The sequence below is a fragment of the Sphingomonas faeni genome, from assembly GCF_030817315.1.
GTDB lineage: Bacteria > Pseudomonadota > Alphaproteobacteria > Sphingomonadales > Sphingomonadaceae > Sphingomonas > Sphingomonas faeni_C.
On sequence record NZ_JAUSZF010000001.1, the window covers coordinates 3,051,987 to 3,070,593 of the forward strand.

At 66.1% G+C, this 18,607-nt stretch carries 15 protein-coding genes; 6 read left to right on the forward strand and 9 right to left on the reverse strand.

Features of this window, described 5'->3' with window-relative positions; translation table 11 throughout:
* Positions 1 to 46: 46 nt before the first annotated feature.
* Both QFZ54_RS14285 and QFZ54_RS14290 read right to left on the reverse strand, forming a co-directional pair.
* Complete coding sequence (locus QFZ54_RS14285; RefSeq protein WP_307088135.1) at positions 47 to 817, reverse strand: energy transducer TonB; 771 nt, start codon at positions 815 to 817, stop codon at positions 47 to 49.
* 104 nt (positions 818 to 921) lie between these two features.
* Positions 922 to 2,409, reverse strand: coding sequence for a M23 family metallopeptidase (locus QFZ54_RS14290; protein ID WP_373458600.1), 1,488 nt, complete (start codon positions 2,407 to 2,409; stop codon positions 922 to 924).
* Between the two features lie 416 nt (positions 2,410 to 2,825).
* Here QFZ54_RS14290 and QFZ54_RS14295 point away from each other — a divergent pair, with 416 nt between their 5' ends.
* The 4 genes from QFZ54_RS14295 to QFZ54_RS14310 all read left to right on the forward strand — a co-directional run bounded on the left by QFZ54_RS14295 (position 2,826) and on the right by QFZ54_RS14310 (position 6,981).
* Positions 2,826 to 5,318, forward strand: a complete 2,493-nt coding sequence (locus QFZ54_RS14295) for a helicase-related protein (protein WP_307088139.1) — start codon at positions 2,826 to 2,828, stop codon at positions 5,316 to 5,318.
* A gap of 7 nt (positions 5,319 to 5,325) precedes the next feature.
* Positions 5,326 to 5,619 (forward strand): RNA-binding S4 domain-containing protein, encoded by a 294-nt coding sequence (locus QFZ54_RS14300; RefSeq protein WP_307088142.1) that lies wholly within the window; start codon positions 5,326 to 5,328, stop codon positions 5,617 to 5,619.
* 282 nt (positions 5,620 to 5,901) lie between these two features.
* Positions 5,902 to 6,243, forward strand: a complete 342-nt coding sequence (gene fdxA / locus QFZ54_RS14305) for a ferredoxin FdxA (protein WP_031393648.1) — start codon at positions 5,902 to 5,904, stop codon at positions 6,241 to 6,243.
* A gap of 204 nt (positions 6,244 to 6,447) precedes the next feature.
* Positions 6,448 to 6,981: a CarD family transcriptional regulator gene (locus QFZ54_RS14310; protein WP_307088146.1), complete on the forward strand. Its 534-nt coding sequence runs from the start codon at positions 6,448 to 6,450 to the stop codon at positions 6,979 to 6,981.
* Between the two features lie 170 nt (positions 6,982 to 7,151).
* Here the strand turns inward: QFZ54_RS14310 and QFZ54_RS14315 are convergent, their stop codons facing one another.
* The 6 genes from QFZ54_RS14315 to QFZ54_RS14340 form a co-directional block, all read right to left on the reverse strand.
* Positions 7,152 to 8,321 carry an AMP-binding protein gene (locus tag QFZ54_RS14315; protein ID WP_307088148.1) on the reverse strand — a complete coding sequence of 390 codons (1,170 nt, stop codon included), beginning with the start codon at positions 8,319 to 8,321 and terminating at the stop codon, positions 7,152 to 7,154.
* On the reverse strand, positions 8,318 to 9,607 hold the full coding sequence (locus QFZ54_RS14320; RefSeq protein ID WP_307088150.1) for a GGDEF domain-containing protein: 1,290 nt from the start codon (positions 9,605 to 9,607) through the stop codon (positions 8,318 to 8,320). The genes QFZ54_RS14315 and QFZ54_RS14320 overlap by 4 nt, the downstream gene beginning before the upstream one ends.
* 10 nt (positions 9,608 to 9,617) lie before the next feature.
* Positions 9,618 to 9,932: a phosphonate transporter gene (locus QFZ54_RS14325; RefSeq protein WP_307088152.1), complete on the reverse strand. Its 315-nt coding sequence runs from the start codon at positions 9,930 to 9,932 to the stop codon at positions 9,618 to 9,620.
* A gap of 228 nt (positions 9,933 to 10,160) precedes the next feature.
* On the reverse strand, positions 10,161 to 11,942 hold the full coding sequence (locus QFZ54_RS14330) for a sensor domain-containing phosphodiesterase (RefSeq protein ID WP_307088153.1): 1,782 nt from the start codon (positions 11,940 to 11,942) through the stop codon (positions 10,161 to 10,163).
* Positions 11,943 to 12,305: 363 nt separating this feature from the next.
* Entirely contained in the window at positions 12,306 to 13,226 is a 921-nt protein-coding gene (locus QFZ54_RS14335) for an alpha/beta hydrolase (protein WP_307088155.1), read from the reverse strand.
* 115 nt (positions 13,227 to 13,341) lie between these two features.
* A complete protein-coding gene (locus tag QFZ54_RS14340) occupies positions 13,342 to 14,235 on the reverse strand; it encodes an alpha/beta hydrolase (protein ID WP_307089480.1) in 894 nt (297 codons plus the stop codon).
* A gap of 282 nt (positions 14,236 to 14,517) precedes the next feature.
* On the opposite strand from QFZ54_RS14340, the gene QFZ54_RS14345 reads away from it, so the two are divergent.
* Positions 14,518 to 16,347 carry a DUF885 domain-containing protein gene (locus tag QFZ54_RS14345; protein WP_307088157.1) on the forward strand — a complete coding sequence of 610 codons (1,830 nt, stop codon included), beginning with the start codon at positions 14,518 to 14,520 and terminating at the stop codon, positions 16,345 to 16,347.
* A 98-nt stretch (positions 16,348 to 16,445) separates the two neighbouring features.
* On the opposite strand, the gene QFZ54_RS14350 is transcribed toward QFZ54_RS14345, so the two are convergent.
* Positions 16,446 to 17,273, reverse strand: coding sequence for an alpha/beta fold hydrolase (locus QFZ54_RS14350; protein WP_307088159.1), 828 nt, complete (start codon positions 17,271 to 17,273; stop codon positions 16,446 to 16,448).
* A 244-nt stretch (positions 17,274 to 17,517) separates the two neighbouring features.
* Between QFZ54_RS14350 and QFZ54_RS14355 the strand changes: the two genes are divergently transcribed.
* Entirely contained in the window at positions 17,518 to 18,594 is a 1,077-nt protein-coding gene (locus QFZ54_RS14355; RefSeq protein WP_307088161.1) for a GlxA family transcriptional regulator, read from the forward strand.
* Positions 18,595 to 18,607: the final 13 nt, after the last annotated feature.

Here is an 18,607-nt window from a genome sequence, read left to right on the forward strand (position 1 = left end):
GAAGAAGGGGGAAGGGGCAGGGCAGGTGACGAACCGAACTCGTCGGCTACCCAAGTAACCAGATAAGCTGCCGCGTCTCTACCCATGGCATCGGCTTGCCATCCTTGCCGATCGCGGGCTCATAATGTCCGCGTTTGGCGATTTGCTTGCAGGCCGCCGCGTCCAGAGTCGGATTGCCGCTCGATCGTACGACGATGCAATTGTTCACTTTGCCCTGCGTGTCGATCATCCAGCGGACGGTGGTGTCGCCGCCATGACGGTTCATTGCGGCTTCCAGGGGAAAGGTGAACCATTTCACGACGTCGCCGATCGGTTTCGCCGGAACCGCCATTTGCGTCGGATCTACGCCCCAGGATTTGATCTGGTCGATTTCGCACGCACCGAGCGCGTCGATCGCCTTGCCCGGACGGTCCAGCGTGAAGGTTATCGGGGGCTGATCGAACTCCTCGATCGTCACCGCCGTCGCGGCGGCGAGCGCGGCGATCTGCTCCCGGGTCGTCACGAACCGCAACATCCGCTGGCGTCCGTTCGGAATTCGCAAGCTTACCCCAAATGTGAGCGTCGACCGATCTGAGCCCGCCACCTTCATCGTGACGAGACCTCGCCGAAGCTGTTCATCGGGCGTGTCGGCGAACAGCACGACGATCTCGGTCTGGAAATCCGCCGGTGACTGCCGAAAGCCGAGCGTGATCTTTGCGGACTCGGCAACGAACGGTCGGGTAAGCTGGCAAAGGTCCTGCTGATAGTCCAATGTCCATTTGCCCGCCGGGCTGTAGATCGCCGTGGCAGCCGCCGCCAAGACAAGCGCAGCGATCATCGCATCCTCCTCCACTTCGGATGGCCTGTTGGCCTTGTCCCGGATGCTAGCTGCCAACTGGCCGACTTCAAGCGAAGGTTTTCGGTGGAGCGACGGCCGCGAACCTAACCGCCGACGCGCACCGCCAGCAATCGCGCTACCTTCGCCTTGAACGCGCGGAGTTTCTCGCCGGACAATGCCGCCACGCTCGCGAACGAGACCGAGCGCGGGTTGATCGTCGCGCCGTTCTTCCACACTTCCCAGTGCAGATGCGGGCCGGTCGATATGCCGGTCGAGCCGACATAGCCGATCACCTGGCCGGCGCGGACGCGGGTGCCGGACGACACTGCGATCCGGCTCATATGGCCGTAGCCGCTCGCTATCCCGCGGGCGTGCGTCAGCTTGACGAAATTGCCGTAGCCGCCCGTCCGCCCCGCGAACGCGACGACGCCGTCGGTCATTGCATGGATCGGCGAGCCGTAGGGCGCACCGATGTCGAGCCCCTTGTGCATCCGCGTGAAGCCGAGCAGCGGGTGGAACCGCATCCCGTAATTCGAGGTGATCCGGCCGCTGACCGGCATGCCCGATACGGCACGGCGTTCGGTCTGCCCGTTCGCATCGAACCAGCCCCCGCGGTGTCCTTCGTCATCGGCATCGACGCTCGCCGCATCGGGGGCGAAACGGACGAGCTGCACCTTGCGGCGCCCCTGGTCGATGCCGGCGAACACCAGGTCGCCGATCTGGGTCTCGCCGGTCGCGGCACGCTGGCGCTCGACGATCACGTCGAAGCTGTCCGCCGCGGTCACGTCGCGGCCGATCGACATCCGGGTCGAGATCGCCTTGATGAACGACTCCACCGCCTTTCCGGGAACACCGGCAGCGCGCGCGGAGCGGTACAGGCTGGAGCCGACCAGGCCCTGGATGCGCAACGGCGTCGAGTCGACCGCGATCGGCTTGCGGTTCACGACCAGCCTGCCTGCGCCACGCGTCAAGGACAGCGCCAGATCGAACCGTGCGCGGAAATCCAGCTGCTCCAACGGCCGTGCGACCGTCCGGTCCGGTCTGCGCCCGAGCGTCAGCGCGATCCGCATGCCGGCTGGGATGGATTTGGGATCGACCGACTGCGCGACCAGCGCCGCGGCCGCTTCGGCATCGGTGCGGCCGACCCCCGCGCGCATCAAAACCCGGTCGAACGCGTCGCCCTGACCCAGCGTCGCGGAAAGTTCGAGCGTCGGCCTTTCAGGCGCATTGGCGAGCGGCGCGACGAGATCGTTGGCCGCCATCCGCCGCCCGGTGGTCGCGCCCTGGCCGAGCGGCGCGATGCCCTGCGCCCGCGTTTCTTCCCACTCGGCACCAGCAAGCGGCGCCGGCACCGCACCGACCAGCGGCTTGAACCCGGGCGCCAGCATCACGGTCGCGGCGCAGAGCGCGGTGCATGTCGCGAGCCCGCGCCACCAGTCGCGGCTACCGATCTGCGCACCGAGATCGGGCACCCAGTCGATCCGCGACCGGGCCGGTGTCGGCGCGTCCTCGCGCTGCCGGTCGAGCGCGCGACCAAAGCCGCGCCCGCCGCCGCCCGCCAGTTCCAGCGCCTGATCGTTCTGCAAATACACGCGTGCCCGCCCCGAAATCGCGTTCAAAATCTCGCGCGCGGTCGCTTCCCGGCGCAGGCGTCGGGTTGTGGCGGCGATATGCTAAAGTCAAATGAACCCGGTGCTGTCGGGTGCCCTGCCGACGGCGGACCGTGCTCAAGTCGAGGCAGGGCCGAGGCGGATGGGCGTCTAACCACCCCGGCGGAGGCCGGGGCCCAGTTGGGGGACGAGCGTAATGGACGTCGGCGCTTAGTTACCTGGGTCTTCCCAGCTGGGCCCCGGCCTCCGCCGGGGTGGTGAAAGATTTTGCGTGCGCCTGCTCCCCCGCTCTGTGGGTAGGCGGCACAGCGAAAGAACCCGGCAATCCACCGCGTCGACACCCCCCAATTCCCCACAGGTCATTGCGCCAGCCCACTTAACCCCCGATGTTGTCAGCCATGAGCGATGATGTCTCCGCTGGCGTGACCGCAGTTCTCGGCCCGACCAACACGGGCAAGACGCACCTCGCGATCGAGCGGATGTGCGCGCACTCGAGCGGCATGATCGGCTTCCCCCTGCGCCTGCTCGCCCGCGAGGTTTACGACCGCGTCGTCGCGATCAAGGGCGCGAACCGGGTGGCGCTCGTCACCGGCGAAGAGAAGATCGTGCCCCCCGACGCACGCTGGTTTCTCTGCACCGCCGAGTCGATGCCCGACCGCGACGTCGCGTTCGTCGGTATCGACGAAGCGCAGCTCGGCGCGGACCCGGAACGCGGACACGTCTTCACCGATCGGTTGTTGCGCTCGCGTGGACGCGAGGAGACGATGATCCTCGGCTCCGAAGCGTTGCGGCCGATGATCAAGGCGCTCGTCCCCAAGGCGGAGATCGTCAACCGGCCGCGCTTTTCGACGCTGACCTATGCCGGCGCGAAGAAGATCAGCCGGTTGCCCAAGCGCTCGGCGATCGTCGCGTTCTCGGCGGAAGAGGTCTACGCGGTCGCCGAGATGCTGCGGCGCCTGCGCGGTGGCGCGGCCGTTGTCATGGGCGCGCTGTCACCCCGCACGCGCAACGCGCAGGTCGCGATGTTCCAAGCCGGCGAGGTCGATTACCTGGTCGCCACCGACGCGATCGGCATGGGTCTCAATATGGACGTCGCACACGTCGCGTTCGCCAGCCTCAACAAGTTCGACGGCAAGCGCCAGCGTCGCCTGACGGTCGCGGAGATGGCGCAGATCGCCGGCCGTGCGGGACGTCACCAGCGCGACGGCACGTTCGGCGCGCTGTCCGACGACGGCCCCGGCGCGTTCCTGCCCGAGGAAGTGCTGGCGATCGAGGAGCACCGCTTCCCGCGTCTCGAGAACCTCTACTGGCGGCAGGGCGAGCCCGACTTCGCGAGCATCGACGCGCTGATCGCCAGCCTCGAAGCGCGTCCCCCCGCGGGTGTCTTGCGCGCCGCGCCCCAGGCACTCGATCTCGGCGTATTGAAGCGGTTGGCGGAAGAGGGCTGGGTCCGCGAACGGGCGCGTCATCCATCGATGGTCGCGCGGCTCTGGGCGGCGTGCGGCGTGCCGGACTTCCGGAAAGTCGGCCTCGATCCTCATGCTCGCTTTGTGTCGCGGCTGTTCGGGCATCTGAGCGAGGGGCGGGGGCACATCCCGCACCAGTGGTTCGCCGACGAGATCGCGCGGCTCGATACGGTGGCGGGCGACGTGCCGGTGATCGCCGGACGGATCGCGGCGACGCGGATCTGGGCGTATATCGCGCAGCGCGCCGACTGGCTCGCCGAGCCCACACTCTGGGCCGCGCGCACGGCCGCGCTCGAGGAACGCCTGTCGGACGCGCTGCATGCGAGCCTGACGCAGCGGTTCGTCGACAAGCGCACGACCGCGCTGATGCGCCAGATCGGTGTGGATTCGGCCGCGCTACCGGTGGTGATCGGCCCCGAGGGCGAGGTGATGGTCGAGGATCATCCGATCGGCCGCCTCGACGGCTTCCGCTTCACGGTCGCGGCGGACGCGCGCGCCAGCGACAAGCGCCTATTGCTGGCGGCGGCGGAAAAGCGCCTGACGGGCGAGCGTTCGCGCCGCGGCCAGTCGCTGGTCGATGCGCCCGATGCGGATATCGCGCTCGGCGATGCGGCGCAGATCGTCTGGGCAGGTCACCCGGTCGCCAAGCTGGCAGCCGGCCCGTCGTTCGCCCGGCCGAAACTGATCCTCGACCGCTCGCTCGATTGCCTAGACAAGCCGGCGCGCGATCGGATCGAGGCGCGGCTGTCGCTATGGCTCGGCGCCATGCTCAAGAGGCGGATCGCGGTGCTGGTCCACCTCGCCGAGATCAGCCGCGATGCGAATGCGACGCCCGCATTGCGCGCCGTCGCCAGCGCGATCGAGGACGCCGGCGGGATACTGCCGCGGTTGCCGATGCGGCTCGCGCTCGACGCGATCGACCCTGAGGAACGCAAGCGGCTGCGCAAGATCGGTATCACGGTCGGCGCGCTCGACCTGTTCGACGCGCGGTTGCTCAAGCCCGAGTCGGCGCGCTGGCGGCGTATCCTCGCGGCTGCTCGTGGCATGACGATCACCGCCCCACGTGACGGCGCGACCGTGCTCGCGCGTGGCAGCGACGGTGCGGTGCTGGAGGCAGGGTTCCGCCCGCTCGGACTCCAGGCCGTCCGTGTCGACCTGATCGAGCGGATCGCCCGCGCGGCGCACGACTCGCGCCAGGGGCGGACACCGTTCGCGCCCGATCCGGCGCTGGCGACCTCGATCGGCGTCGACCCGGCGTCGCTGGAGCGGTTGATGGCCGAACTCGGGTTCAAGGCGCTGGCGGGGGACACGCCGCGCTGGGTCTGGCGAGGGCGTCCGCCCGCACGCCCAGCGCCGCCGACGCCGATCGACCCGTCGCGGCAGAACGCCTTTGCCGGGCTAGCCGCACTGGTCCGCCATGGTTGAAGGCGCGATGCGGATCGATCGGTTCCTGTGGTTCGTGCGGCTCGCAAAGACGCGCAGCGCCGCGCAGGCGATCGCCGAGAAGGGGCATCTCCGCATCGACGGCCGCCCGATCGACCGCGCGCACTGCCCGGTACGGATCGGCAACGTGCTGACCTTCGCGGCATACGACCAGGTTCGGGTGATTCGGATCGAGGCGCTACCGGCGCGGCGGGGGCCGGCGCCCGAAGCGCAAGCGTGTTACCAGGACTTGATCGCTGGCCAGACCCCCGCCGGCACTATCCGCGACCCTGCCTCCGAATGAGGTATCTCCACACTAGCGATCGTTGAAGTGGACGACAGCACCGCACCCCCCCGTCATCCTGACGAAAGTCAGGACCCAGAGTTATGAAACGCTGTCCTTTGGTATCCTGGGTCCTGACTTTCGTCAGGATGACGGCGGGGGGCGTGGGCGGGGGAGGATTTAGGGGACGACAAAGCCTGATAACGTCTCGCACAAGCCCAGCTATGATTGACGCGACCGGCCTGCGCGCATAGTCGCTGGCGCGTTCGTCGCCGGGAAGGAATCCGGCCCAGGAGTTCTGCAATGACCTACGTCGTCACCGATGCCTGCATCCGCTGCAAGTACATGGACTGCGTGGAAGTGTGCCCGGTCGACTGCTTCTACGAAGGCGAGAACATGCTGGTGATCAATCCCAGCGAGTGCATCGACTGCGGCGTGTGCGAGCCCGAATGCCCCGCCGAAGCGATCCTGCCCGACACCGAGAGCGGGCTGGAGCAGTGGCTCGAGCTGAACACGACCTTCTCGGCGCAATGGCCCAACGTCACGCGCAACGACAACCAGACGCCGCCGGACGCCGACGCGATGAAGGGTGTCGAGGGCAAGTTCGACAAGTATTTCTCGCCCGAACCCGGCGCGGGCGACTGACGGGACGCGGCCAAACCCCGATGGGGCAAGCCGCCTGCCATGTTCGGCTGGTAATTTTGTTGCAAAGCTGCTATTGGGTCCGCGACGGGCGCGATGACGATAGTCGTGCGCCTGGCGTGAGTTAGACCTATCCCTCCCCCGATGCAGCTGCGACGAGTCCTTCGTCGAGGCGTCGCGGCGAGGCCTGATCCGGAAAGGCCCCAAATGGCTGCCAAGGCACTGTCCTTCGATGTCGGTGATTTCGTCGTTTATCCAAAGCACGGGGTCGGCCGTGTGATCGAGCTCCAGCGCTCGGAAATCGCCGGCATGACACTGGAACTCTACGTCCTCCGGTTCGAGAAGGAGCGCATGACGCTCCGCGTACCGACCAACAAGGCCGAAAGCGTCGGCATGCGCAAGCTGTCGTCGGACAAGACGATGCGCGAGGCGATGGACACGCTCAAGGGCAAGCCCAAGGTCAAGCGCACCATGTGGTCGCGCCGCGCGCAGGAATATGAAGCGAAGATCAACTCGGGCGACCTCGTGTCGATCGCCGAGGTGGTCCGCGACCTGTTCCGTGCCGACGACCAGCCCGAGCAGAGCTATTCCGAGCGCCAGATCTTCGAAGGCGCGACCAGCCGCCTCGCGCGCGAACTAGCTGCGATGGAAGAACTCGACGAGCCCAAGGCGCAGGAGAAGATCCTCGACATCCTCCGCGCCGCAGCCGCGATGTACAACAAGGACAAGGTGCCGGCGTAACGCCTGCGTGCTTTGACGAGACGAAAGGGCGGTCCCGCGGGGCCGCCCTTTTTCGTTCGTACGGTCCGGGCAACGGCGCGAACCAGCCCGAACGGTCCTCGCGCTCCGCTCCGCATGGCTCCTGCGTGATAAGCGTCGGCGGATGACGGCGTCCAGCCGAACGCTACCCCTCAAACCCAGTCCGTCAGCTTGCCCATCTCTCCCCGCGGCAGGCTGCTCCCGAAGCGCAAACTCTTCGGCCGCTCGGCAGCCGTCAGTCTGTCGGCGACCACGCGATCGAGCGTAGCGGACAGGTCGGCGGGGTCTCTCCCATCGACGGGCACGATGAAGGCTTTCAACCGGCCGTTCGCGTGGAGCCGCACCGCGACGTCCGCCACGCCGTCGGTGTCGCGCAATATCCGCGCTACCCGGTCCGGCCAGACATTGTGCCCGCCGACCTGCACGGCCCCGTCGCGCCGCCCGATCGGTCGTAGCGTGCGGTCTCCCGTTCGGTCGATCCTGTCGGGCAGGTCGACCCGTGCACCGCGACTATCGACGAGGTCCCAATCGCCATCGTCACGCGGTGCCAGATGCCAGCGAGGCAAGAGCTCGTAGGTGGATGCCGGTATCTCACGGATCGCGATCGCGCTCGTCTCCGACGCTCCGTAGACGTCCACGAGACGCGCCAACCCCTTGGCCGAAAGATCGGTCGCGACGCGATCGTCGAGCACGCCCGCGGAGCTGACGCCGACGACGTCGTCCGGGAAACGCCGTACGATCCGCGACAGGGCCAGCCACTGCTCCGGTACCGCGACGACGATATCGCCCGCCGTCAGGTCCAGCGCAGCGCCAATCGTCCGAACGACGACGGGTATGCCCAGCACGCCCGGCAACAGCGCGGTCCAGATGATGCCGTATAGATGGTGCGCAGGGACCATCGCGACGACCCGCCGTCGATCCGCAAAGCGCGCGGCGATATAGGCGGCTTCGTCGAGCAGATCGGCAACGGCATGACGGCAAAGGCGTGGCGCCCCGGTCGATCCCGACGTCGCGACAATTATCTGGCGATCGGATGTGTGTTGGGCGGCCATGACCCAGTCGATCCACTCACCGACCCGCGCTGGCGGTTCGGTTCCGAGCCGGTCGTCATCCAGGCCAAACGTTTCGGCCAAGGCCCCGAGCGCACCTAGCTGTTCGATCGAGTCCAGTCCCAGGCCCTCGTCACCGATCGGCATATCCTCGGGCCAGTCCAGGGCCGGCAGACGGGCCGCATCGCCATCGCGCAGACGGCGCACCTCCGCGGCTACGACCGCACAGGCGATCCGGTGCGCCGCGGATCGCCGCAGCCCCCCTATCTTCACGCCACGTCGGACCGGATATCGAACACCTGGTTCCGGCCCGCCCGCTTGGCAGCGTAAAGGCGCTTGTCCGCCAGCGCGATCAAGGCGTCGATCGATCCGTCGGCCTCCTCCAGCGTCGCGCAGCCGAGACTGGCCGTGACTTGCAGCACGCCTCCCGACGTTTCCACCGCGACGGTCGCGATCTCGGCACGCAGTTGCTCGGCGAGCGCCATGGCCTGTTCGAGGCGGTGGCGGGGGAGCAGGACGCCGAACTCCTCGCCACCCAGGCGCGCGAATATGCCGCTCGGCGGCAACAGCGCGGTGCAGACCTCGGTCACCCGGCACAACAGCGTGTCGCCGGCGGAGTGTCCGTGGCTGTCGTTGACCGCCTTGAAATGGTCCAGGTCGAGCGCGATCAGCGACAGCGGCTCGCGCAGGTCGCGCCAGCGTCCCTGTGCTTTCGCCATCATCTGGCTGAAATGGCGTCGGTTGGCGGCGCCGGTCAGGTGATCGCACGTCAGCAGGCGCCGCAGATCCGCCGTGGCCGCCTCGCGCCGCGGCACGTCGCGCAGCACGACCGAGAACCGCCGCGGTTTCAGGGAATCGGCGCTGGACCGCGCGACGACCAGCCGTTGGCACCAATAGCGTTCGCCATCCGCGCGTCGCTGCCATCCCTCCTGCAGATGCCATCCCTCGCGACCGGCGATCACCAGTTGTTCGTCGAGGCGCATGTCGTCCCCCGGCACGTCGGTGCTCAGCACATCGGCAAGGTTATGTCCGGTGACGTCGGCCGGTGCGTGCCCCGTCTGACGCAGGAAGCAGCTATTGGCCGACGCGATTTCGCCTTTCGGCGTGATCGTCAGCGCGGCATAGCCTTGGGCGTCGTCGAGCAACGTGGCAAACCAGGTATCCGCTTGGCGCAGGCGGTTTTCCTGCACGACCTGCTGGCTGATGTCGGCGAGCGTGGCCATCAACCGATCGGGACCGAGCTTCACCAGCGTGCACGCCAGCACCTTCGGCGTCAGGCCTTGCCGTCCCAGTCCGAGTTCGACGAAAATCCGGTGCCCGTCGCAGATCTTCCCCGTGGCGGGTTCGAACGTCGCCGCCATGCTCCGCAATTCCGGCGCGTGCTGCTCGAATGCCGAGAACAGGTTGCTCGCGTCTCTCGCGCCGGCGAGTGGCAACAGATGCTGCATCGCGTGCGGGTTCATCAGCCCGATCTCGCCCGCGGCGTTGCATTCGATCAGCCCGACCGGACACGCATAAAGGAATTCGAGTAGCTCCTGCTCGCTGGAGACGTCCGTCATTCGTCCGGCCTCAGCGTTCGATGAGCACGTAGCGCCGCAGGATCCCGGCCGTCGCAAGCAACCGTAGCCGCACCTTGGTCGGCCGCATCCGCAACGTCAGGACGTACGGGACGATGTCGTCCAGTTCGGCCTCGTCCTCGAACCGCTGCGCGACCATGAAGTTGTTCATGCACTGCGCCACGACCTCGAAAAACGGGACCCCGACCACGGTCGCAGGATCGAGCCCCGACAATCGGGCTTCCGTCGCATTGTAGGTTTGCACGGTCGTATCGGCGGCAAATCCGACGACGCCGAACGGTAGCGCATCACGCTCACGTTCGCTCATCGCGTCCAGATCACGCAATGGTATCGATTCGAAACTCGATTCGGTTGCTGGCATGGTCGGTGGCTCCCTGACGACGCATGCCCGAACATCCTTAAATATTGCCTTCAATTCAAGAATATGAAGTCTGCAACATCATGGTGCTGGCGATGCCATGCCCGAACGCGCACGCATGAAAATGGGCGCAACGTTTTCCGGCATTATTTGCGCAGGAAGATTTGATTTAGAGAGTCAGGTATCCCCTCGCTCGACCCGCCGGCCGGATTGCCGATCCGAAAGCCAGGCAGCGAACTGCTCGGCTTCCATCGGTCGTCCGAACCAGAAGCCTTGCGCCTCCTCGCACCCCAGCTTCGTGAGGATCGTCGCGGCTTCCGACGTTTCGATACCTTCCGCAACGACACGGTAGCCGAGCTTGTGCGCAAGCCCGATCATCGCCTCCACCAGGACGAAATCCGGTCCGGTCGCCTGGGTCAGGTTCCGCATGAACGCCTGGTCGATCTTCACGATTCGCGCCGGCAGTCGTTGGAGATAGGCAAGGCTGCTGTGCCCCGTCCCGAAATCGTCGATCGCCAGGCAGACCCCGGCATCGGCCAGTTCGCGCAGCATGGCGAGCGCCTGGTCCGGCTGGTCCATGATCGCGCTCTCGGTCAGCTCGATTTCCAGACGTTCGGGCGCCAGCTTGCGCTTAGACAGCGCGACCTGGATCCGCTCGATGAGATCCGCTTCGCTCAGGTTGGCGGCGGAGATATTCACCGACAGAACCGGTTCGATGCCCGCACGATCCCATGTCACCAGCTGATCCATCGTCGCATCCAGGACCCATTGCGTCGTAGGGCGGGCCAACGATGTCTGCTCGATGATCGGAATGAATTCGGCGGCGGAGACTTCCCCCAGTCGCGGGTGTCGCCACCGAAGCAACGCCTCGGCGCCTCGGCAGCGGCCGGTCGCCAGTTCGATCCGCGGCTGGTACATCAGGCGCAACTGATCGCCCGCTTCGAGCGCCGCACCGAAATCCTGCAGCAGGCCGTATTGACGGCGGTGCGCCGTGTCGTTGGCAGGTGAATGGAGCGCGATCGAACCCTCCGCACTCCGCGCGTCCTGCGCTGCGCTGGCCGCACCGCGCAGGACGTCGTCCGCCGAGACGGTGCCGACGATGAACGACCTGACGCCGATCGCGACGTTCGTGACGAAGCGAACGGACGACGAAGCGTGCATTTCTTCGAAACTCGATTTCAGCAGCGTCACATACGCCATTTGCTCGACCCCGGGGGGCGAGATGAACGCGAATTGGGCGTTGCCGACCTGATAGGCGACTCGCCCGGGCCCGAGCGTCACGCGCAGCGATTGCGATGCCTCGCGAATGAAGTCGTCGACCCGCGCCAATCCCAATGCGCGCGTAATCCGGCTGATCTGGTCGTCACGTGCCATATCGACGACGACGGCGAAACGCTGTTCGCCCGGATGGTCTCGCTCGAGATCGATGAAATCGTCGCGAAACTGGTTCCTGGTCGGCAGACCGCTGACGGGATCTATCCGTCCGAACGCATGCTGCAATTCGATCTGCGCCATGACCATCGCCGCCAGGTCGACCAGGGCCGCAAGCTCGGCATCGGTCGCCTTCCGGGGTTCGGTTCCCAATACGCAAAGCGATCCAAGGCCGAAGCCATCATGGGTGACCAGCGGGGCACCGGCATAAAACCGGGTGCCGCCGCGGCCCAATACACTGTTGGCGTAACAGGGATCGGCTTGAAAATCCTCGATGACGATCAGTTGCGACGACTCGGCCACCTGAGCGCACGGCGCGGTCTCCCGCGGGATGCTGTCATGCCCGACGCCGACGCGCGACTTGAACCATTGGCGGTCGCGATCGGTCAGCGATATCGCCGCTACGGGCAGGCCGAAGATCTGGCTCGCCATCCGCGTAATGCGATCGAAGCCCTCGCTTGGCTGGGTATCGAGCAACTTCAGCTGATGTAATGCATCCAGCCGGGCATCTTCGTGATGGTCGCGCACACGATTCCTTTCACGATCCCGTCTATATTCAAAACCTTAACTGTTTAACCTATGTCAGATATTAGGAAGACAACCTAGGTTTTAGCGAGCTGGGTGCCAGCTATCTCGCGCAGTGTTGCAATACCGGCGCCGGCGGGGCGATCTGCCGCTAGCCAAAGCAGGCACACTGAGATCGTCCTGAAGATGAAAGAGTTGTCATTTATGGTTTACCTCGTCCCGTAGTCGAGACCGTGGAATCGCAGGCGACGATGCCGGTCATCGCCCGCCGCATTCCCGAGGACATGATCGATCCGCTCGCGCGCTACCTCGCAGGCCGCTGACGTGCCCGCGCGCACGCCCGGTATCTAGTACGTTAGCCGAAAATCACTTGGTCTTCGGTGCCGCCGCGGTGCCGGCCGCCTTCGGGGAAAGCCATCCGCCATCCGCCAGCCAGTCGTTCAGCCGGTCGGGCCAGTGCAGGATCGAGATCCGGTCCGACTCGTCCAGGTTGAAGGCATGGCCGCTGTCGGCATACATGTGGAGTTCCGCCGAGACTCCGGCCTTCCGAAGCTGCTCGTACAGCGTGACGGTCGGTGCCGCGCAGCAGGGATCGAGGCTGCCCGCGACCAGGAACGCCGGTGGCGCAGTGGCGATCGCGGTCGCCGGAATGCCGCGCGGTCCGGAAAAGACCAGAACCTGGAAATCGGGGCGTGCCGATTGACGGTCGATCGCATCGGTCACGGGACGTCCGGCAGGCTCGGGATTGTCCGCGACGAGCGATACGAGTTCACCGCCGGCCGAAAAGCCCATCGCGCCGACGCGTGCAGGGTCGATGCCGTACTCGGCGGCATGCGCGCGGACCCAGCGCAGCGCACGGCGCGCGTCGTCCGCCGCATTGCCCTCGACCGAGTAGGGCGAGCCGGGTTCGTTCGCCAACCGGTATTTCAGCACGAACGCGGTCACGCCCATCCGGTTGAGCGCGGTTGCGACCTTCGTGCCTTCGTTGGTCCAGACGAGCAGCTTGTGGCCGCCGCCCGGTATCACGACGACTGCGGCACCGTTGCGGTGCGCGGGCGCCGCCGGGAAGGCGATCAGCGATGGTTCGTGAACGTTGCGGACCCAGTAATCGCGCCCGACTTCCGCTTCGCCGCGACGCGCGGCCGAGCCCGGCGCACCGTTCGGCCATAACGGGATCGACGTATAGCTGGCCGCCGCCTGTGGTGCGGGATCGGCCTGGGGGGCGGGATCCTGTGCAGCCGCCGGCGTCGTCAGCATCAGCGCCGCAAAGGCGAACAGTCGAAGCATCGGTCTTTGAGTCCTTCAGTTTGAACCGCGTTACGAAAGGAGCGGGCAGGAGGCCGTGAACGCTCGCCCGTCGAACGCTTGCCCGTCCAACGCCTCCCGCCCGGCACTGCGCCCGTCAGCGCGCCGGCTTCAGCAGGTCGTGCATCGCCATCCAGCGCGTGAACTCTTCGAACCATCCCGTGCTCGTGGTCGGCTTCGGATACATGCCGAAGCCGTGGCCACCCTGCTCGAACAAATGGAACTCGACCGGACGCTTTGCCGTGCGCCAGCTCTCGATCAGTCCGAACCCGCCATTGCCGAAGAACGGATCGTCCGCCGCCAACGCGACGAACATCGGCGGTGCGTCCGCCGGCACCGTCATCGCCGCCAGTGGGCCATAGATGTTGCCGATGAACGCGGGCTTCGCATCGACGCCCGCAACCGTGGTCGCGATGGTCAGCATGGCGCCGGCGGAGAAACCGACCATGCCGATACGCGTCGGGTCGACGTGCCATTCCGCGGACCGCTTGCGAACCAAGGCGAACGCGGCGCGAGCGTCGGCGATCTGCGGTGCGAGGCCGGCCATCATCTCCTCCGGCTTCGGGCGGGGTGGTGCGGTACCGGGCGTGAACATCGCGGTCATCGATCGTTCGAACGCGGGCATCTCGACCGGTGTCGGGTTCAGCCTGTATTTCAGCACGAACGCCGCCACGCCCTTGGCGGCCAGTGCGCGCGCCACGTCCCAGCCTTCGTTCTGCATCGAAAGCGTACGGAACCCGCCGCCCGGCGCGACGATGACGGCGGTGCCGGTCGCCTTGGCGGGATCGGGCAGGAACGGCGTCAGCGTCGCGACGGTGACGTTGCGCGCGAACACGCTGCCATATTGGCTATGCCATGCTTCGGGCGCCGTCGCGCCGGGCAGCTTGCCGGTTCCCAGTTCGACCGCACCCGGCTGGGCAGGGACGGCGATCGGCGCCATCTTGTCGCTTTGTGCAAAGACCGGGGTCGCCGATACCATCGCCGCGGCCATGCCGACCTGCGAAATACAGGAGCGCAGCCCCCGACAGGCCGCCGTAACGCTCATCGTGCGAATCATGCTCGCTCTCCCTTTTTATCGTTATTGGGTCCGATGCTAAGGTGAGCGCTACCATCCGGCAATTGATACTTGCATCGATAGTAGCTGGTCGGTTTCGAGCGGCTCTTCGCGACCTACGTAATCTTCGCGATGCCGTGTTCCTTTGGATGGCCAAGTCCAAAAGACGATTGCGCCGTTCCCGGCCGCGCGCGACAAGCCCAGTCGTCAGGAGATCCCATGCGTCTTGCTTTTACCCTCATGCTGCTATCGTCGGTGCCGCTCATCCAGGCCAGCGCGCCCGCGCCCCAACCCGCCCCCGCCCCCGAACCAACGACGCGTACCGCGGCTCAGGACGCCGCGCTGCTCGCGTTTCTGGATCAGGCGTATGACGAGCAATTGAACCTGAGCCCCGAGTCGCAGACGCAATTGGGCCTGAAGACGAATTACGATCGACTCGACGACTATACCGACGCCGCGCCGCTGCGGGCGGAGGCGCTGGCCGAACGCCAACTGGCAGCCATGCGCGCGCGGTTCCAGCCGGCGCAATTGAGCGAGAGCGCACGCGTCAGCTACCGGTTGTTCGAGTATCAGGTCGAGCGCGACCGGGATTCGCTGCAGTTCCGCAAGCTCCGCTTTCCCGTATCGACCAACGGCAGTCCCGCGGGCGACATCCCGGTGCTGCTGATCAACAACCACAAGGTCGATACGGTCGCCGATGCGCAGGCGTATGTCGCCCGTCTGCGCGATACGGAGCGGGTGATGCGCGAAGTCGCCGCCACGATGCGCGAGCAGGCGGCGGCGGGGATCGTGCCCAACGCCGTGAACTTCGCACCCGCCCGGGCCGACGCGCGCGCTATCGTGACCGGGGCACCGTTCGATGCTGGCGCGGATTCGAGCGTTTTCGCGGATTTCCGCAAGAAGGTCGGCGCGTTGAATGCACCGGCAGCGGTCAAGGCGCAGTTGATGACGGACGGCAGCGCAGCGCTGACCGGGCCATTCCGTCGCGGCTACGACGTGCTGTTTGCCGCGCTGGACGAGATCGAACCGAAGTCGAAGGGCAATTTCGGTGCGTGGAGCCTGCCGAACGGCGCGGCCTATTACGCGGATCGGTTGAAGACCTCGACATCGACGAACCTGTCGGCCGACCAGATCCACGCGCTGGGCCTGAAACAGGTCGCCGCGATCCGTCAGGAGATGGAGGCGGTCAAACGCGAAGTGGGCTTCACCGGTACGCTGGAGCAGTTCTTCGACCGGATCCGCACCGATCCGGCCTTCAAATATCCCAATACGGCGGCGGGTCGCGAGCAGTATCTCGGCGATGCCCGCGCGGTGATCGCGTCCGTCATGACCGCGGCACCACGCTATTTCCGGACGCTTCCCAAGGCGCCGCTGGAGGTTCGCGCGGTGGAGAAGTGGCGCGAGGGTACCGCGTCGACCGCCTTCTACAATCCGCCGTCCGCCGACGGATCGCGGCCCGGCATCTACTATGTGAACCTTGCCGACATGACTCAGACCCAGAAGGTTCAGGTCGCCGGGATCGCCGCGCATGAGGGCGCACCCGGCCACCATTTCCAGATCGCCCGCCAACAGGAGCTGGTGGCCATCCCGAAGTTCCGCAAGTTCGGCGGCTACGGCGCGTATATCGAAGGTTGGGGGCTCTATTCCGAGCGGCTCGCGAACGAGATGGGCGTCTACAAGGATCCCTATGCCCGGTTCGGCATGTTGTCGTTGCAGGTGTGGCGCGCGATCCGGCTGGTGCTGGATACCGGCATCCATTCCAAGCGCTGGACCCGCGAGCAGGCGATCGCGTATTTCAAGGCGAACAGCTCGGTATCCGACAAGGACATCGCCCGTGAGGTCGATCGGTACTTCAACTGGCCGGGACAGGCGACCAGCTACATGGTCGGCCAACTCAAGATCGCCGAACTCCGCGCTCGCGCCGAGCGGGAACTGGGCCCGCGCTTCGACATCCGCGACTTTCACGAAGCCGTGCTCAGCCAGGGCGCGCTTCCGCTCGATGTGCTCGACGAGCAGGTCGAGCGGTATATCGCGGCCCGGCGGAAATAACCGCCGGGGCAAACTTCACGGACGCGTGCTGGCATCCGTAAGCAGCGGACGGGGACTATGGCCCCGCCCGCTGCGTGGATAAGCGGCAAACGTTTGGATCAGCTCCGGATGAACGCCAGGATATCCGGGTTCAGCACGTCGCCGTGGATCGTCGCCATGCCGTGCGGATAGCCCGGATAGGTCTTGATCGAGCCGTTCTTGAGCAGCTTGACCGCGAGCCTGCCCGTCGTGTCGATCGGGCAGACCTGGTCGTCCTCGCCGTGCAGGATCAGCACGGGCTGGTCGATCGATTGCAGGTCGGCGGTGAAGTCGGTGTCGGCGAATGCGGTGATGCAGTCATATTGCGCCTTGATGTCGCCGACCATCGCCTGCCGCATCCAATTGGCGGAGACCGCGGGCAGCACCTTCGCGCCGGCCCGGTTGAAGCCGTAGAACGGTCCGGTCGCAAAGCCGTTGTAGAAGTCCGCGCGGTTGGCGGCGGTACCGGCGCGGATGCCGTCGATCGCCTCCGGTGGCACACCGTTGGGATTGGCCGGCGACCGCGTCAGCCGCGGGGGGATCGCGCCGATCAGCACCGCCTTGGCGACGCGGCCGTTGCTGCCGTATTTGGCGACGTAGCGGATCGCTTCGCCACCACCGGTCGAGTGACCGATATGGACCGCGTTGCGAAGTCCGAGATGCGCGGTGACGGCCGCGACGTCTGCGGCATAGGTGTCCATGTCGTTGCCCTTCGACGCAGGGCTCGAACGGCCATGCCCACGACGGTCGTGCGCGACGACGCGGTAGCCGCGCTCGGCGAAATACATCATCTGCGTATCCCAGTCGTCGCCGCTCAGCGGCCAGCCGTGATGGAACACGATCGGCTGACCCGCGCCCCACTCCTTGTAGAAGATTTCGGTGCCATCCTTGACGGTTATCGTGCTCATGGTCTTGTCTCCCAAAGGTTTTCTAACGTCTTTCAAGGGTCCGGCGAGGCTTTGGCCGCCAAGCGCGAAGGCCGATACGACCGCCGTTCCCAAAAGAATATCGCGTCGCGAGCCGTTGATAAGCGGCTGTATTTCTGGATGCTTGGACGATGGCATGGGTCGCTCCACGAATAGTGGCGGCTTTGCTGCCGTATGAGCGTATTAACTTGCAGCTATGCCAGGCGTGATCGGCCGATCTGACAAAATGCGAGGGATAACTGACATCGCGACCCAGTCCATCCCCGTCGCCCGTCCCGCGGAAGTCGCCATCGTCCTGCGCGACAAGGTCATGCTCGGCATCGTCCACGGCCTGACCGACCTGTTCCGCATCACCGACGATCTGAGCAGGGTACGGGTCGGCATAGACGCGCCGGTCATCCGGCTCAGCCATTTCGCCGATACCGGTGCCGGCGGTATCATGCGCACCTTCGACACGGTGCCCGATGCAGCGATCGCGGACGGTTCGGACGGTTCGAACGGTTCGAACGGTTCGAACGGTCCGCGCGTGATCATCATCCCGCCGTGCGAGACGGCGGCCTTGGGTATCGAGACCACCCGGAAATGGTCGAACTGGCTCACCGCGCGTCATGCGGAGGGTGCCGTGCTCGGATCGATCTGCGGCGGCACGTTCCTGCTCGCGCAGACCGGGTTGCTCGATGGCCGCCGGGCTACGACGCACCTGTTGTGTGCGCCCGATCTTGCGACGATGTTCCCGGCCGTCCACGTCGATTTCGATGCGCTGCTGACCGAGGAGGACGACCTGATCACGGTGGGTGGAGTCATGGCGTGGACCGATCTCGGCCTCGTCGTGGTCAGGCGATTGCTGGGTGCCGTCGCGATGATGCAAACGGCACGCTTCATGATGATCGATCCGCCGGGGCGGGAGCAGCGCTTCTACAAGACGTTCGCGCCCGAGATGAACCACGGCGACGCGGCGATCATGAAATCCCAGGAGCGCCTGCACGCCCACGGCGCGGCGGGCTCCACCGTTGCCGACATGGCGCTTTGGTCCGGTCTCGAAACGCGGACGTTCAGCCGCCGTTTCCAGGGCGCCACCGGTCTGCGCCCAAACCAGTATCATCAGCGCCTGCGGATCGAGAAAGCCCGCGAACTGCTCGAGACGACCGCTACCCCGATCGGACAGGTCGCGTGGGAATCGGGCTATGGCGACCCGGCGTCCTTCCGATCGACGTTCGCCAAGTTCACCGGCCTGAGCCCCAGCGACTACCGAAAACGGTTCGGGCACACGCCGCATGGCACCGAACGCGTCGTCCAGGCCTGAACCGGAAGCATAG

Excerpts from the sequence above, each read along its gene's own strand:
- QFZ54_RS14285 (WP_307088135.1), bottom strand. The coding sequence starts at position 817 with ATGATCGCTGCGCTTGTCTTGGCGGCGGCTGCCACGGCGATCTACAGC.
- QFZ54_RS14295 (WP_307088139.1), top strand. The coding sequence starts at position 2,826 with ATGAGCGATGATGTCTCCGCTGGCGTGACCGCAGTTCTCGGCCCGACC.
- QFZ54_RS14300 (WP_307088142.1), top strand. The coding sequence starts at position 5,326 with ATGCGGATCGATCGGTTCCTGTGGTTCGTGCGGCTCGCAAAGACGCGC.
- fdxA (WP_031393648.1), top strand. The coding sequence starts at position 5,902 with ATGACCTACGTCGTCACCGATGCCTGCATCCGCTGCAAGTACATGGAC.
- QFZ54_RS14310 (WP_307088146.1), top strand. The coding sequence starts at position 6,448 with ATGGCTGCCAAGGCACTGTCCTTCGATGTCGGTGATTTCGTCGTTTAT.
- QFZ54_RS14320 (WP_307088150.1), bottom strand. The coding sequence starts at position 9,607 with ATGACGGACGTCTCCAGCGAGCAGGAGCTACTCGAATTCCTTTATGCG.
- QFZ54_RS14325 (WP_307088152.1), bottom strand. The coding sequence starts at position 9,932 with ATGAGCGAACGTGAGCGTGATGCGCTACCGTTCGGCGTCGTCGGATTT.
- QFZ54_RS14335 (WP_307088155.1), bottom strand. The coding sequence starts at position 13,226 with ATGCTTCGACTGTTCGCCTTTGCGGCGCTGATGCTGACGACGCCGGCG.
- QFZ54_RS14340 (WP_307089480.1), bottom strand. The coding sequence starts at position 14,235 with ATGGCCGCGGCGATGGTATCGGCGACCCCGGTCTTTGCACAAAGCGAC.
- QFZ54_RS14345 (WP_307088157.1), top strand. The coding sequence starts at position 14,518 with ATGCGTCTTGCTTTTACCCTCATGCTGCTATCGTCGGTGCCGCTCATC.
- QFZ54_RS14350 (WP_307088159.1), bottom strand. The coding sequence starts at position 17,273 with ATGAGCACGATAACCGTCAAGGATGGCACCGAAATCTTCTACAAGGAG.
- QFZ54_RS14355 (WP_307088161.1), top strand. The coding sequence starts at position 17,518 with ATGCGAGGGATAACTGACATCGCGACCCAGTCCATCCCCGTCGCCCGT.